The sequence below is a fragment of the Pseudomonas sp. 51_B genome (genome assembly GCF_017491595.1).
Classification (GTDB): Bacteria; Pseudomonadota; Gammaproteobacteria; order Pseudomonadales; family Pseudomonadaceae; genus Aquipseudomonas; species Aquipseudomonas promysalinigenes.
In genome coordinates, this window is sequence record NZ_JAFGYW010000001.1 from 103,591 (window position 1) to 119,000 (window position 15,410).

The following is a 15,410-nucleotide window of genomic DNA, read 5'->3' on the forward strand; positions in this document are numbered from 1 at the left end:
ACGAGGGCGTTGGCTACACTTGCCCGATCCGCACGGCAATACTTGAGAGGTTCGAATGAGGAAGTTTCCAGCGTTGCTGGCCAGCCTGATGCTTGCCATGGGCCTGGCCAGCACGGGCAGCGCCGCTTCGGCAGAGCCAGTAAAACCTATCCACTTTGGCGCCATCGGCTGGGAAAGCGGCGCTTTGACCACGGAAATACTGCGCCATATCGTCGAGCACGGTTTCGGCTACCCCACCGACACCCTGCCCGGCAGCACCGTGAGTATGGAAGTGGCCCTGGCGCGCAACGACCTGCAAGTGATCGCCGAAGAGTGGGCCGGGCGCAGCCCTGCTTGGGTCAAAGCCGAACAGGCCGGGCAGGTCTTTGCCTTGGGCGACACAGTGAAAAACGCCGAAGAAGGCTGGTGGGTACCGGCCTATGTGATCAAGGGCGACCCGGCCCGTGGTTTGAAGCCACTGGCACCGACTTTGCGCAGCGTCGAAGACCTCAAAGACTACCCGCAAGTGTTCCGCGACCCTGAAATGCCAGACAAAGGCCGCTTTCTCAACAGCCCAAGCGGCTGGACCTCGGAAACGGTCAACTCGCAGAAGCTCAAGGCCTATGGTCTGGATGGGCTGTATAACAATTTCCGCAGCGGCTCGGGCGCAGCGCTGGACGCGGAAATCAATTCGGCCATCCGCCGTGGGCAACCGGTGTTGTTCTATTACTGGAGCCCGACGCCGTTGATTGGCCGCTACGACCTGGTGCGCCTGCAGGAGCCGGCTTTCGATGCGGCGGCATGGGCGACCCTGACAGACGCCAAGAACCCTGATCCCAAAGGCAGCCAGTCATTGCCGGCCAAGTTGTCGATCGGTGTTTCCAAGGCATTTCGCGACAGCTACCCAGATTTGGTAGCGGTTTTCGAGAAAGTCGACCTGCCGATCGACCGGCTGAACAAGGCACTGGCCGAAATGAGCGACAAACGCCAGAAGCCCACCGATGCTGCGATCGCTTTCCTGCGCGCCAACCCTGATGTATGGAAGCCCTGGCTGCCCGCCGATGCCGCCAGCAAGGTCGAGGCCAGCCTATGAGCGCAGGCTTCCCCGAAGCCCTTCAGGTGTCGTTCGCCGACGCAATCAATCGCCTGGTCGACTGGCTCGTGGTGCACTATGGCGACCAGTTACGCAGCATTTCAGATCAGTTGCTGCAGCTTTTGGTGGGGCTTGAGAACCTGCTGCGCCTGATTCCCTGGTGGCTGCTGCTGGTATTGGTCGGCCTTATGGCCTGGCATGCCAGCCGCAGCTTGCTGCGCAGCGTAGTGATGGTCGGGTTACTCGCGTTCATCGGCATGCTCGGGTTGTGGGACAAGCTGCTGCAGACCCTGGCCTTGGTGCTGGTCAGTACCGGCCTGTGCGTGCTGGTTGGTGTGCCGCTGGGCATCTTGCTGGCCACCCGCCCGCTGGCCAGGCGGGTGTTGATGCCTGTACTGGACGTGATGCAAACGCTACCAGCTTTCGTCTACCTGATCCCGGTCCTGATGTTGTTCGGCCTAGGCAAAGTGCCAGCGATATTCGCCACGCTCGTCTATGCCCTGCCGCCGCTGGTACGCCTGACGGAACTGGGTTTGAGCCAAATCGACCCGTCGTTGCTGCAGGCCGCGCATGGTTTGGGGGCTAGCCGCTGGCAGCGCTTGCGACGGATTGCCCTGCCACTGGCCTTGCCCAGCATCATGGCCGGCCTCAATCAATCAGTGATGATGGCGTTGTCGATGGTGGTGGTGGCGTCGATGATCGGCGCCCGGGGGCTGGGTGAAGACGTGCTGGCGGGCATTCAAACGCTCAATGTCGGCCAGGGCGTCGAAGCCGGGTTGGCCATTGTTGCGCTGGCGATGGTCATCGACCGAATCAGCCAGGCGTATGGTCGCAAAGCTCGATAACGTTGGTGATTGGCGCGCAGTGATCACGCAGACGAGACGAAAAAACAGGAAGGAATAAGAATATGAATTCTTATTTCTTCTTAACGCTGCCTAGCCGCGTTATAACGTCGACCAACTGCGCAGCTGCCTCATGGGCCAACTGCCCGCAGCGCAATACCTCATCAACCGTGATCACGCACACATAACACCCAGTCCCGGCTACTGAAGGCCAAGCGGTTGATCCTCATAGTTTTATACCCCGGTACGACGATTGCTCGAGCAAAGTCCCCCACACTCTAACCGAACTGGAGACATGCCGATGAGCACCCCACTGAACGTCGTCGCCCTTTCCGGCGGCACCAGCCGCCCTTCACGCACGCTGGCCCTCACGGAGGCCATCCTCGAGGAGTTGGGCCAGCATTTGCACATCAAGCCCCATCTCATCGAGCTAGGCGACATCGCTCGACCGCTGGGTGCCGCATTATGGCGTAGTGAACTGCCGGATACTGTCGAGCAACAGTTGCGCCAGGTGGAAAGGGCCGATTTGCTGGTAGTTGCCACACCGGTCTACCGTGGGAGCTTCCCAGGCCATTTCAAGCATTTGTTCGACCTGATCGGCCAAGACGCTCTGATCGACACCCCAGTGCTGCTCGCCGCGACCGGCGGCAGCGAACGTCACGCACTGGTGCTCGACCACCAACTACGCCCCCTTTTCAGCTTCCTTCAGGCCCTGACCCTGCCGATTGGCGTCTACGCAAGCCAGGCTGAGCTTGCTGAATACAAGGTGGCCAGCGACGCACTTGGGGCACGTATCCGGTTGGCTGCCGAGCGCGCAGTACCGCTATTCGCGAGTCACCACGCACTGCGTCGCAGCGCCTGAGAAGCCGCCTTGCAGGCACTTTGAACGGACTGGCAGGCACCGTCAGTGGGCCTTGCCTCACAGCCAGCCCAGTGCAGAGGACCGTGACCGATACGGCGCTAGGCTCAACACCGAACACCGAACGCGGCGCGCTGCGCAGCAGCGGCTTGATATAGCTGCTGACTCTATGGGCACTTGGCGCCAAGCGCCCTGCCCCGTCGTGATCCCCTCAAAAAGCAGATGGGGCGCAAGCGCCCCACTGGTGTTTACTTCAGGTCGAATCGATCGAGCTCCATCACCTTCACCCAGGCCGCAACGAAGTCGCTGACGAACTTGTCATTCCCATCGCTGCTGCCATACACCTCACTCAAAGCCCGCAACTGCGCATGGGACCCGAACACTAGGTCAACGCGGCTAGCGGTCCATTTCACTTGCCCGCTCTTGCGGTCACGGCCCTCGAAGCTTTCGTTGTCCGCCGAAGTTGGCTTCCATTCCACGCCCATATCCAGCAGGTTGCGGAAAAAGTCGTTACTCAAAGTGCCAGGCTTGTCAGTGAATACCCCTTGCTTGTTATCGCCATGGTTGGCACCTAGCACCCGAAGGCCACCGATCAAAACCGTCAGCTCAGGGGCCGTGAGCGTCAGTAGCTGGGCTTTATCCAGCAGCAGCTTTTCGGCCTTGACGCTATAACGGGCCTTGGTGAAGTTACGCAAACCATCGGCCAAAGGCTCCAGCACAGCGAACGACTCGACATCGGTCTGCGCCTGGGAGGCATCGACCCTGCCTGGGCGAAATGCCACAGTGCCGCTGAACCCAGCATCCTTGGCTGCCTTCTCGACCGCCGCAGTGCCCGCCAGCACGATCAGGTCGGCCAAAGACACCTTCTTGCCGCCGCTGTTGAACGCGCTCTGGATTTGCTCCAGCACCCCCAGCACCTTCGCCGTCCCCGCATTCGCCACCCAGTCTTTTTGCGGCGCAAGGCGCAGGCGCCCGCCGTTTGCACCACCGCGCTTGTCCGAACCGCGGAATGTCGAGGCTGCTGCCCAGGCGGTGGAAACCAGCTCGCCAACGCTCAGGCCCGAAGCCAGTATCTTGGCCTTGAGGCCGGCGACATCCTGCTCGTCCACCAGAGGGTGGTCGACTTTTGGCAGCGGGTCTTGCCAGAGCAGTTCCTCGTTGGGCATTTCAGGGCCCAAGTAACGTGACAACGGGCCCATGTCACGGTGAATCAGCTTGTACCAGGCGCGGGCGAAGGCATCGGCTAGCTGGTCCGGGTTATCTTTGAAACGCCGGGCGATCGGCTCGTAGATCGGGTCAAAGCGCAGGGCCAGGTCGGAGGTGAGCATGGACGGGGCGTGTTTCTTGGCCGGGTCATGGGCATCCGGCACGGTCCCTGCCCCCCCTCCGTCTTTGGGCCGCCATTGATGGGCACCGGCCGGACTTTTGGTCAGTTCCCACTCGTAGTTGAACAGGTTGTTGAGGTATTCATTGCTCCACTTGGTGGGCGTGGAGGTCCAGGTTACTTCCAGGCCGCTGGTGATGGTATCTGCGCCTTTGCCACTGCCGAACTTGTTGGCCCAGCCTAGCCCCTGAAGCTCCAGGGCTGCTGCTTCCGGCTCGGGGCCGACGTTATCGGCCGGGCCTGCACCGTGCGTCTTACCGAACGCATGGCCGCCTGCGATCAGCGCCACCGTTTCTTCATCGTTCATGGCCATGCGGCCAAATGTCTCGCGGATATCCTTGCCGGACTTGACCGGGTCAGGCTCGCCTTCCGGGCCTTCCGGATTGACATAGATCAGGCCCATCTGCACAGCGGCCAAGGGGTTTTCAAGGTTGCGCTCTGCCGACAGATCACGGCTTTGTTCTTCAGCATGTTTGGCAGGTTCGGCCACCAGGTCACCTTGGCCGGGTGGCTGCGCCTTGACCTGCTCTTTGCCATAGCGCGTATCACCGCCCAGCCAGACTTTTTCCGACCCCCAATACACGTCTTCGTCCGGCTCCCATACATCGGCGCGCCCGCCGGAAAAACCGAAGGTCTTAAAGCCCATGGACTCCAGGGCGACGTTACCGGTAAGCACAATCAGGTCAGCCCAGGAGATCTTGTTGCCATATTTCTGCTTGATTGGCCACAACAGGCGCCGAGCCTTGTCGAGGCTAACGTTGTCCGGCCAGCTGTTGAGCGGGGCGAAGCGCTGTTGGCCAGACCCGGCACCGCCACGGCCATCACCGATGCGATAGGTACCGGCGCTGTGCCAGGCCATGCGCACGAACAGCGGGCCATAGTGGCCGAAGTCGGCTGGCCACCAGTCCTGGGAGTCGGTCATCAAAGCCCTGAGGTCGGCTTTGAGGGCTTGGAAATCAAGGCTCTTGAAAGCCTTGGCATAGTCGAAGTCCGGGTCAGGGCTGGACTTGGACGAGTGCTGATGAAGAATCCTGAGGTTGAGCTGGTCAGGCCACCAGTCACGGTTGGTGGTGCCGCCACCTGCGGTTTGATGGAACGGGCATTTCGATTCGTTCGACATCTGCTGTTACCTTTGGGTCGGTTATCCAGATTTACCGGTGTAGGCGAGGTAGTGTTGGAGTCCTGCTCAAGGCTTTTTGCCTACCCCCTCATCAGGTCAGGTCGGCCACGCGCCGAGACGGCTTGCGAAGTGCTCAATCGGTGATTTCGCAGGGCCAGAACAAAGACTAGCCGAGCTTGGGCAGAGGTCTAATAGAGTGGCTCTAGCAGGCTGATAGCCGCGACGCATTCATCTTCTGCACAACGGCCGCCGACGTGCTTCAATACACAGCCAACCCCTCTGCCCCGGTGAGCCAAGCCCCATGAACCGCAACGACCTGCGCCGTGTCGACATGAACCTGCTGGTGCTGTTCGAAGCCTTGATGATCGAGCGCAACCTGACCCGCGTCGGCGAAAAGCTGTTCATTACGCAATCCACCGTCAGCGCTGCGCTGGCGCGGCTGCGCGAACTGTTCGACGACCCGCTATTGATCCGCAGCGGCCGGGCCATGGAGCCGACGCCGCGGGCCCTGCAAATTTTCGCTGAATTGGGGCCAGCGATGGATGTGATTTCTTCTGCCATCAGCCGCGCCCGCGACTTCGACCCGGGCAGCAGCTGCAATCAGTTCCGTCTGGGCCTGTCGGATGACGCCGAGTTCGGCCTGTTCCCCGCCCTGCTGCAAGCCTTGCGCGAAGAGGCGCCGGACATCAGTGTGGTAGTGCGCCGCGCCAACTTTCTGTTGATGCCAGGCCTGTTGGCCAGCGGCGAGATTTCGGTGGGCATCAGCTACACCACCGATCTGCCGGCCACTGCCAAACGGCGCAAATTGCGCGATATCGGCGTGAGAGTACTGCGTGCTGACGACCGCCCCGGCCCATTGACGCTCGACGAGTATTGCGCCCGCCCCCATGTGATGGTGTCGTTCTCCGGTGACATGAGCGGCAACATCGACCTGGATTTGGCGCGGATAGGCCGCTGTCGCAAGGTAGTGCTGGCTGTACCGCAGTTTGGCAGCCTGCGCGCCCTGCTGCGCAATACCGAAATGATCGCCACCGTGCCCGACTACGCCGCCTGCGCACTGGCCGACGATGGCAATCTGCGAGCCGACCCCGCCCCGTTCGAGATCTCCGAGGCCGAGTTGTCGATGGTGTGGAGCGGTGCCCAAGACAACGACCCTGCCGAGCGCTGGCTGCGCGAGCGCATCCTGCAATATATGGCCAGCCCAAGCTGATCCATCGACCTCGTCGATAGCCACCATGAATGCCATCGAGTTCCGCTGCTGGGACGACCGGCGCAAGATGGCGGCATCCACGGATCGATGAGACGCTACCCATGAAAACCGGCATGCTCGCTGCCTTGCTCGCTTTGTTCGCTGCCCTGGCGGGGTGCACAACCTCGGCCAGCCCTTCGGGCGCCGAGCCTGAAGGGCATTTCTATTCAGCCACCGCCCTTTCCAGCCTCGCCCTGGCGCCGGGGCAACATGTGGCCGTGCTGTTGGGGCGCGACACGCAAACTACCCTTGGCTATCTGCAACAGCACCGAGGGCAGGCGCAGACTGCAGCGCCGCCGCGCAGTATTGCAGTGGCCATCCTGCGCGGGGGTAGCCAAGCCTACGACTGGCTAGCGCATTCGCTGGCGCAACAGTTCGCCGAGGTTAGGTTCTATGAAGACCTCGACAGCCTGCTGGCCGACCAGCCGGATGTGATCGTGCTGCTGGACAGCGAAAGCCGCCTGGCCACAGCCGACGTCGAGAGCCGTGTGGTGGCGCGCTTTTTCGACAGCCAACTCACCTACATCGGCCGCGCCGAAGGGCGAGCACGCAAAAATGTCGACAGCACGGCACGGCTACTGGAAAACGAAGCAGCGGCCAAAGCCGACGCCCTGCGCGATTTCGATCAGTCCCTGCAACGTTTGCTGAGCGGCAAGGTGTAACGACAACCGGGGTCCTGCACAGGGAACTCCCGCCAGTGCGGCGCTATCCTATGGGTGAGTGGTTTCTTCCCTAATGCTTGCTGCTACTGGAGAACTCGACATGCGCCACCTACTCATTGCCCCTGCGCTGCTGCTTCTGTTGCCTGCCGGTGCTGCCCTGGCCCGCGTTGATGCGGGCGACGTGGCAACTTCGGCAGGTGTTTCCGCATCGCTGTATTCCACCTTCAAAGACGATAAACGCATCATCCCTGCACGCGACGAGCTTTCTGCGTTCGTGGCCAGCGGTGGTAGCATCCGTGGCGCCTATGTCGAGTCCGCGCTGGAGCAGGTGCGTAAGGACAACCCAGGCTTGCAAGCCAGTGATGAAGAGTTGGCCAAAGCCATTCTTTCCCAGGATGACCCGCTGGCCCATCATTGATATTCATCCGTACGCCTGACCCTCGACATCTTGGTTGCCAAACGATAGGCACCCAAGGTGTCGAGCCTTCCCTGCAGCGCCTGCGCTAATTCAAACCGGTCTTCTATACTCAGTCGTTCGCCCCGCTCTGCCCTGCAGCGCGCAACCTTGGCAGGGACTGGTCGGCTTGCCAATAAAAACAAAAGCCATCGAGTGAAGCCCATGAACATCCTCTACGACCCGCGTGTCGATGGAGCGTTGCCCAACGTTGATCAGCACGCGTTGCTGCAAGCTTTGCGTGATGCCTTGCCCGACCTTCACATCCTGCACCGCACTGAAGACCTCAAACCCTACGAATGTGATGGCCTTTCGGCTTACCGAACCGTGCCGCTTCTGGTGGTGCTGCCCGAGCGGTTCGAACAGGTGCAGGTCTTGCTCAAGCTTTGTCATCAGCGTGGCGTGCCGGTGGTGGCACGCGGCGCCGGCACCGGTCTATCAGGCGGTGCACTGCCGCTGGCTCAAGGGATTCTGCTGGTGATGGCACGGTTGAACCGCATCCTTGAAGTCAACCCAGAAGGCCGCTTCGCCCGTGTGCAGCCCGGGGTACGCAACCTCGCCATCTCGCAAGCCGCTGCGCCCCATGGCCTGTACTACGCACCCGATCCGTCGTCGCAGATCGCTTGCTCGATCGGCGGTAACGTCGCGGAGAATGCAGGCGGTGTGCACTGCTTGAAATACGGCTTGACCGTGCACAATCTGCTCAAGGTCGAGGTGCTCACCATCGAAGGCGAACGCCTGACGCTAGGCAGTGACGCCCTGGACAGCCCGGGTTTCGATTTACTGGCACTGTTCACCGGCTCCGAGGGCATGCTCGGCATCGTCACCGAAGTCACCGTCAAGCTACTGCCCAGGCCTCAGGTGGCTCGGGTGCTGCTTGCCAGCTTCGACTGCGTCGAGGATGCGGGCCGCGCGGTGGCTCAAATCATTGCTGCCGGCATCATCCCCGGGGGCTTGGAGATGATGGACAACCTGGCGATCCGCGCGGCCGAAGCATTCATCCATGCCGGTTACCCCGTGGAGGCAGCCGCCATTCTGTTGTGCGAACTCGACGGCGTGGAAGCCGACGTGCAGGAGGACTGCGAGCGCGTGGGCGAGGTACTCAAGCAAGCCGGCGCCCGGGATGTACGCCTGGCCTGCGACGAAGCGGAACGTGTGCGCTTCTGGGCCGGTCGCAAGAATGCTTTCCCAGCGGTAGGACGGCTTGCGCCGGATTACTACTGCATGGACGGCACCATCCCGCGCCGGGAACTGCCGCGAGTACTCAAAGGCATCAGTGAACTTAGCGAAACCTACGGCTTGCGTGTGGCCAACGTGTTCCACGCCGGCGACGGCAACATGCATCCGTTGATCCTGTTCGATGCCAATCAGCCGGGGGAACTGGAGCGCGCCGAGGCAATCGGCGGGCGCATCCTCGAGCTGTGCGTGGCGGTAGGCGGCAGCATCACCGGTGAGCATGGGGTCGGTCGCGAGAAGATCAACCAGATGTGCGCGCAGTTCAACAGCGACGAGATCACCCTGTTTCACGCCGTGAAGGCGGCTTTCGACCCACAAGGGCTGCTCAATCCAGGCAAAAACATTCCCACGTTGCAGCGCTGCGCTGAATTTGGCGCTTTGCATGTGCACCACGGGCAATTGCCCTTCCCCGATCTGGAGCGTTTCTGATGAGCATGGACTGCGATGTCAGCCAGGACTGGCTGGATCAGGTCAATCAGGCCCTCAAGCACGGCACGGCGCTGCGCATCCAGGGGGGCAACAGTAAAGCCATGCTTGGCCGTAGGGTGGAGGGCGAGGTGCTCGATACTCGCTGCCACCGCGGCCTGGTCAGTTACGACCCGACCGAATTGGTGCTCACCGCCCGAGCCGGCACCCCGCTGGTGGAAATCGAAGCAGCGCTGCACGAGGCTGGGCAGATGCTGCCGTGCGAGCCACCCCACCTGAGCGATGAGGCGACCCTTGGCGGCATGGTCGCGGCCGGGTTGTCCGGGCCGCGCCGCCCTTGGGCAGGAGCGGTAAGAGACTACGTACTCGGTACACGGGTGATCACCGGCCACGGCAAACTCCTGCGCTTTGGCGGCGAGGTGATGAAAAACGTAGCAGGCTATGACGTATCACGCTTGCTGGCTGGCAGCTTCGGCTGCTTGGGGCTGGTCACGGAGGTATCGTTGAAAGTGCTGCCGCGCCCGCGCCAATGCTTGAGCCTGCGCATGCCGATGAGCCGCCATCAGGCGCTGGCCGAGCTGGCCACGTGGGGCCAGCAACCATTGCCGATCAGCGCCGCCTGCCATGAAGGCGAAACCTTGTATCTACGCCTGGAGGGTGGTGAAGGTTCAGTGCAGTCGGCCTATCGGCGCCTGGGTGGCGAGCTGCTCGATAGCCTGTTCTGGAGCGATCTGCGGGAACAGCGCCTGGCATTCTTCGATGACCCCGCCCCCCTATGGCGGCTGTCGCTGCCGACCGCCACCGCAGAAGTCGACCTGCCAGGGCCACAACTGATCGACTGGGGCGGCGCACAACGCTGGCTTAAGTCTAGCGCGCCAGCCGAGCTGATTCGTCAGCAGCTCGCCACGGTCGGTGGTCACGCCACCGGCTATTTCCCAGGTGATGACAGCACGGCACCGCTGCCCGCAGCACTGATGCGCTACCACCGCGCCCTCAAGCAGCAACTCGACCCCCAGGGTGTATTCAACCCTGGCCGTTTGTACCCCGATTTGTGAGCAGCCACCCATGCAAACCCACCTGAGCGATAGCGCCAAGCAGCTGGCCCGTGGCGACGAGGCCGAAAGCATTCTGCGCTCGTGCGTACACTGCGGCTTCTGCACGGCCACCTGCCCGACCTATCAACTGCTCGGCGACGAGCTCGATGGCCCGCGGGGGCGTATCTATCTGATCAAACAAGTACTGGAGGGTGAACCAGCCACCGCCAGTACCCAACTGCATCTGGACCGCTGCCTGAGCTGTCGCAGCTGTGAAACCACCTGCCCATCAGGGGTGCAGTATCACCACTTGCTGGATATCGGCCGCGCCGTGCTGACGCAAAAAGTGCCGCGCACGCTCGGTCAGCGCCTGCTGCGCTTGGGCCTGCGCGCAGTGGTGCCGCATCCTGCGCTGTTCAAAGCGCTGACCCGCACTGGCCAAGCCTTGCGGCCGCTGCTGCCGGCCAGCCTCAGGTGCAAGCTGCCAGCTCGGGTAGCACCTGCCGGCAAACGGCCAGCGCCCCGTCACGCCCGGCGAGTGCTGTTGCTCGAAGGCTGCGTACAGGCGGCCTTCTCACCCAACACCAATGCCGCCACCGCGCGGCTGCTGGATCGCTTGGGCATCAGCGTGGAGCCAGCCTACCAAGCCGGTTGCTGCGGCGCCGTGGACTACCACCTTGACGCCCAACAACAAGGCCTGCAACGTGCTCGGCGCAACATTGATGCGTGGTGGCCGGCGGTCGAGGCCGGGGCTGAGGCCATCGTGCAAACTGCCAGCGGCTGCGGTGCGTTCGTGCGCGATTATGGCCACCTGCTCAAACAAGACCCGCACTACGCGGCCAAGGCTGCACGGGTCAGCGCACTGTCACGGGACCTGGTCGAAGTGCTTGGCAACGAGCCGCTCGAAAGGCTCGGCCTGTGCCCCGAGCAGCGCGTGGCCTTTCACTGCCCATGCACCCTGCAGCATGCCCTCAAGCTTGGCGGCCAAGTAGAAAGCCTGCTGTCACGCTTGGGCTTCACGCTCACTCCCGTAGCCGATGGGCACTTGTGCTGTGGCTCGGCCGGTACTTACTCTCTGACCCAGCCTGAGCTGTCGCGACAACTTCGCGACAACCGGCTCAATGCGTTGGAAAGCGGCAGACCCCAGGTCATCGTCACCGCCAACATCGGTTGCCAGATCCACCTGCACGCGGCCGCGCGCACGCCGGTCCAACACTGGATAGAAGTCGTCGAGGCTGCCCTGCAACCGGACATCGATCCCGCTTAGCCAGGCGGTGATCGTCCGCAGGCACCGCGCAGGCTGGATCGCTCGGTCCTCCTCCAACGCCCATCGCCCTCAGAACTTTCCTACAGAAGATGCGGATGTGCCTTACTTGCGGCTGTGAGCCAGCAAAAACATGCTTCAGCCATCGAACCCGAGGAGGCTGCGCATGCACCCAGACACCCGCACCACCGCCGAACTGCGCAGTGCCCTGCGCGAATTGCTGGCTCACGACATCAGCAACCCCGACGACGACCCTCACCTCTCAGGCGTGCTGTTTTTCTGCGCCACCGACGAGCGCACTCGGCAATTGGTCGAACGCATCGAACTACTGGCCAGCGAGATCTTCTTCGACCCCTGCGGGCGGGCCGTCAGCTTCCAGATGCGCGCTGTTGGGGTCAAAGGAGTGTGCATCAAGCAAAAACGCAAGGCCCTGGCAGATGAGACGGTGATACGCATCGCGCTGGGCGCCAAAGGGTACATCACGGTAAGCACCACACGCTTGTGATCCGCTATTCTGAGCGCTCTTGCGCTTGGAAACCGATCATGGAATTGCATATCCGCCTGGACGGCCGCAAAGGCCTGGCCGACCAGCTCTACCAACAGCTACGCGCCGGCATCGATAGCGGCCATCTGGCCGCAGGCACACAACTGCCGCCGACCCGGCTGCTGGCAGCGCAACTGGGGGTGTCGCGCAAAACCGTGGCTGAAGCCTATTCCAGGCTGACCTACGAAAACCTGCTCAGCGGTGTGGTCGGCCGCGGCACGTTCATCACGCCTCGCGTACCGCTGCCAAGCGGCGAAGCACGCACGGTGCCACTTGCGGCAGCGGCGACGCTGCAACGCTGGCAGCAACGGGCCACGGTGCTCGCCGGGCGTGGGCAGGAGGCGCCGTCGCGCTACGACTTCGTCGGTGGCGCTTCAAGTAAAGCGCAGTTTCCCTTCGACCAGTGGCGTAGCTGCCTGAATTACGCCCTGCGCCGCAGCCAGCGCCATCCTGAGCGGCAGTTCGCTGCCCAGGGTTTGCCCGAACTGCGTGAGGCCATCGCCCACCATATCGCCTATGCGCGCGGAGTGCATTGCAGTGCGGCAGACATATTGGTCAGCAATGGCGCACAGCAGGCCCTGGACCTGATTGCCCGGGTGCTGGTCGAGCCAGGTTGCCAAGTGGCCATGGAAGACCCTGGCTACCCACCGGCGCGGCAACTGTTCCTGGCGCAGGGCGCGAAGGTGCAATCCGTACCCGTGGACGATCAGGGCATGTGCGTTTCGCACATTGCCGATGGCACCCGCTTGATCTACGTGACACCCTCGCACCAGTTTCCGCTCGGCATGCCGATGAGCGAGCCTCGCCGCCAGGCCCTGTTGACGCGGGCCGCAGAACTCGGCGCGGTGATCATCGAGGATGATTACGACTGCGAGTTTCGCTACCAGGGCCCGCCAGCCGATGCCCTGCAGCGGCTGGACCGGCACGGGCTGGTGGCCTATGTCGGGACCTTTTCCAAGACCTTGCTGCCAGAACTGCGCCTGGGTTACGCGGTGCTCCCCCCGGCAGTGCTCGGCGCCGCCAGCGTGGCCAAACACCTGAGTGACTGGCATAGCCCGACATTGTTGCAGTGGGCGCTGGCGCGCTTCATAGCCGAAGGCCACCTGAACAAACACATTCGCCGCTGCCACGATATCTACAGCGCCCGCCGGGCACGAATCCTGGCGCGGCTGGACGACGACTTGTCGCCTTGGTTGAGCGCGGTGCCGGCCAGTGCCGGGTTCCACCTGAGCGCCCTTGCCCAGCCAGGTGTAGATATCGGGTTGCTGACCAAACTGGCCCGCAATGTACAGGTTGGCCTGTATTCACTGGCACCTTTCTTCAGCCAAGCACCGGTACGCCCAGGGCTGCTGATGGGGTTTGGCGCCATCGAATTGCTGGACATCGACCCGGCGTTGGATCGGGTCCGCGACACCCTGCAGATGCTCAGTTGATCTGGGCCACTCGGTCATCCGGCGCAGGTCGCGCCAGCGCCGCTGCGTAGCCACGCGGGGTGAAACGCGCGGTCACCAGCAACATCGCCAGCACCGTGACGGTCAACAGCGTCCAGGATGCCTGGAAGTCGCCGCTCATATCGCGTAACCAACCGGCAATATAGGGCACGATCCCAGTGATGATGAACCCGATGCCCTGCACGAACGCCGCGAGGCTACCGGCCTCGGCGGGTGCCTTGAGGTGCTCCAGAGTCAAGGTCAAGCTGAGGCTGAAGCAGGCACCCAAGCCGAAACCAATCATCGCCACCCATAGCCCCGTGGCCATGGTCGGCGCCAGCAGTAGCCCAACAAAACCTGCAAGCTGTACTCCCAGAGCCAGCCACAGACCTGGGCGGCGGTCGGTGACGCCGCGCAGCAACAAGGGTAAGCCCAAGGCACCGCAAACCTGGAACAGGGTCATCAGCCCGACCAGGTCGCCGCCACCTTGCGCCGTACCGCCGTGTTCCAGATGAAAAGCTGGCAGCCAGGCGACCATGCTGGTGTAGCCGCCGTTGATCAGGCCGAAATACAGCGCCAGCAACCAGGCCCTGGGAGAGCTGAACCAATGCCCGCTGCGGGCACTGCTGAGCATCGGCACGGGTGACCGAGGGCGCAGCACGGCCCAGGCGAGTATCGCCAGCACCGCTGGAATCGCCCACAGACCAAGCCCGGCCTGCCAATGGCCGAAGTGCTCGCTGACCCGCGGCCCCAGCATCGCTGCCAGACCTCCGCCACTCATCAGCGCCGCCGAGTACAGGCCCATGCACCCAGCCAAACGGGTGGGGAACCAGCGATTGACCAGCCCGGGCATCATGCCCTGTACCACCGCCACGCCGATTCCCGCCAGTACCGCGCTGGCAACCAGTGCCCAGGCACTGTCCAACTGCAGCCGCCACAGGCAAGCCAGGGCAATGGCGCTGAGGCCGGCCAGCATTCCGCCATGTTCGCTGACCCAGCGTCTTAGCCAAGGCTGCAGTAACGGCACCAGGCCCATGCACAGCACTGGCAGCGCAGTAAGCAGCGCCGCTTGCTGGTAGCCCAAGCCGGTACTGGCACGCATCGGCCCAAGCAACGGCCCGATACTGGTGAGGGTCGGCCTCAGGTTCACTGCCAGCACGATCATCAGCAACAGGTTCAACGCCACTCTCATCACACATCCACTCCGAACAAGACCGCCTGATTATCCTGTCTGGGAGGTCAGGGTAGAAATGAAGAGATTGGATGCAGGTCAGTGGCCAGCTGAATAACCCGATTGGCCTCCCGGCAAACCGCGCGATTGGCTATGGGGCATGCAGGCGACGGCGGCTAATGTAGGGCCAAGTCCACAACAGACCCTTGGAGCACTTATGAACGACCGTATCGAATGGGCCAAACACTCGCCGCAAGCCTACAAAGCCATGGTCGGGCTCGAGCAGGCTTTGGCCCAGAGCGGGCTGGAAAACTCCCTACTGGAACTGGTGCGCCTGCGTGCCTCGCAAATCAATGGCTGCGCCTACTGTGTGAACGTGCATGCCAATGATGCGCGCAAGGCCGGTGAAACCGAGGCGCGCTTGCAAACATTGTGCGTCTGGCAGGAAACCCCTTACTTCAGCGCCCGTGAACGTGCCGCATTGGCATGGCTGGAATGCCTGACCCGGCTGCCCGAGCGCGGTGCGCCACAAGCCGAATATCAGGCATTGCACGCTCACTTCGAACCCACTGAAGTGGTCAACCTGACGTTTGCCATTGCCACTATCAATGCCTGGAACCGCTTCGGCGTAGGGTTCGCGATGGCCCCGGCCTGAGCCGAACC

Annotated in this window: 14 protein-coding genes; 12 read left to right on the top strand and 2 right to left on the bottom strand. The window is 62.5% G+C overall.

Annotated elements, in window-relative coordinates:
• The first annotated feature begins 55 nt into the window (after positions 1-55).
• The 3 genes from J5M56_RS00485 to msuE all read left to right on the top strand — a co-directional run bounded on the left by J5M56_RS00485 (position 56) and on the right by msuE (position 2,776).
• Positions 56-1,072 carry an ABC transporter substrate-binding protein gene (locus tag J5M56_RS00485; protein ID WP_207869001.1) on the top strand — a complete coding sequence of 339 codons (1,017 nt, stop codon included), beginning with the start codon at positions 56-58 and terminating at the stop codon, positions 1,070-1,072.
• Complete coding sequence (locus J5M56_RS00490; RefSeq protein ID WP_186477032.1) at positions 1,069-1,917, top strand: proline/glycine betaine ABC transporter permease; 849 nt, start codon at positions 1,069-1,071, stop codon at positions 1,915-1,917. Before J5M56_RS00485 ends, J5M56_RS00490 begins: the two co-directional genes overlap by 4 nt.
• Positions 1,918-2,215: 298 nt before the next feature.
• Positions 2,216-2,776, top strand: coding sequence for an FMN reductase (msuE, locus tag J5M56_RS00495; protein ID WP_060479108.1), 561 nt, complete (start codon positions 2,216-2,218; stop codon positions 2,774-2,776).
• A 245-nt stretch (positions 2,777-3,021) separates the two neighbouring features.
• On the opposite strand, the gene katG is transcribed toward msuE, so the two are convergent.
• Positions 3,022-5,277: a catalase/peroxidase HPI gene (gene katG, locus J5M56_RS00500; RefSeq protein ID WP_207869005.1), complete on the bottom strand. Its 2,256-nt coding sequence runs from the start codon at positions 5,275-5,277 to the stop codon at positions 3,022-3,024.
• A 301-nt stretch (positions 5,278-5,578) separates the two neighbouring features.
• Between katG and J5M56_RS00505 the strand changes: the two genes are divergently transcribed.
• From J5M56_RS00505 to J5M56_RS00540, 8 genes are all read left to right on the top strand, one after another.
• Complete coding sequence (locus J5M56_RS00505) at positions 5,579-6,487, top strand: LysR family transcriptional regulator (protein ID WP_207869008.1); 909 nt, start codon at positions 5,579-5,581, stop codon at positions 6,485-6,487.
• 101 nt (positions 6,488-6,588) lie between these two features.
• Positions 6,589-7,188: a hypothetical protein gene (locus tag J5M56_RS00510; RefSeq protein WP_207869014.1), complete on the top strand. Its 600-nt coding sequence runs from the start codon at positions 6,589-6,591 to the stop codon at positions 7,186-7,188.
• Between the two features lie 100 nt (positions 7,189-7,288).
• A complete protein-coding gene (locus J5M56_RS00515; RefSeq protein WP_060479112.1) occupies positions 7,289-7,606 on the top strand; it encodes a DUF2388 domain-containing protein in 318 nt (105 codons plus the stop codon).
• A gap of 201 nt (positions 7,607-7,807) precedes the next feature.
• The gene (glcD, locus tag J5M56_RS00520) at positions 7,808-9,307 is read left to right on the top strand and encodes a glycolate oxidase subunit GlcD (protein ID WP_207869016.1); all 1,500 of its coding nucleotides are present in this window, start codon (positions 7,808-7,810) and stop codon (positions 9,305-9,307) included.
• On the top strand, positions 9,307-10,359 hold the full coding sequence (gene glcE / locus J5M56_RS00525) for a glycolate oxidase subunit GlcE (protein WP_060479114.1): 1,053 nt from the start codon (positions 9,307-9,309) through the stop codon (positions 10,357-10,359). Before glcD ends, glcE begins: the two co-directional genes overlap by 1 nt.
• A 10-nt stretch (positions 10,360-10,369) precedes the next feature.
• Entirely contained in the window at positions 10,370-11,605 is a 1,236-nt protein-coding gene (glcF, locus tag J5M56_RS00530) for a glycolate oxidase subunit GlcF (RefSeq protein ID WP_207869018.1), read from the top strand.
• Between the two features lie 163 nt (positions 11,606-11,768).
• Positions 11,769-12,107, top strand: a complete 339-nt coding sequence (locus J5M56_RS00535; RefSeq protein ID WP_207869020.1) for a hypothetical protein — start codon at positions 11,769-11,771, stop codon at positions 12,105-12,107.
• A gap of 38 nt (positions 12,108-12,145) precedes the next feature.
• Complete coding sequence (locus J5M56_RS00540; RefSeq protein WP_207869022.1) at positions 12,146-13,579, top strand: PLP-dependent aminotransferase family protein; 1,434 nt, start codon at positions 12,146-12,148, stop codon at positions 13,577-13,579.
• On the opposite strand, the gene J5M56_RS00545 is transcribed toward J5M56_RS00540, so the two are convergent.
• Complete coding sequence (locus J5M56_RS00545; protein WP_207869024.1) at positions 13,572-14,768, bottom strand: CynX/NimT family MFS transporter; 1,197 nt, start codon at positions 14,766-14,768, stop codon at positions 13,572-13,574. The genes J5M56_RS00540 and J5M56_RS00545 overlap by 8 nt on opposite strands.
• A 196-nt stretch (positions 14,769-14,964) precedes the next feature.
• Here J5M56_RS00545 and J5M56_RS00550 point away from each other — a divergent pair, with 196 nt between their 5' ends.
• A complete protein-coding gene (locus tag J5M56_RS00550; protein WP_207869026.1) occupies positions 14,965-15,402 on the top strand; it encodes a carboxymuconolactone decarboxylase family protein in 438 nt (145 codons plus the stop codon).
• The last annotated feature ends 8 nt before the right edge of the window (positions 15,403-15,410 follow it).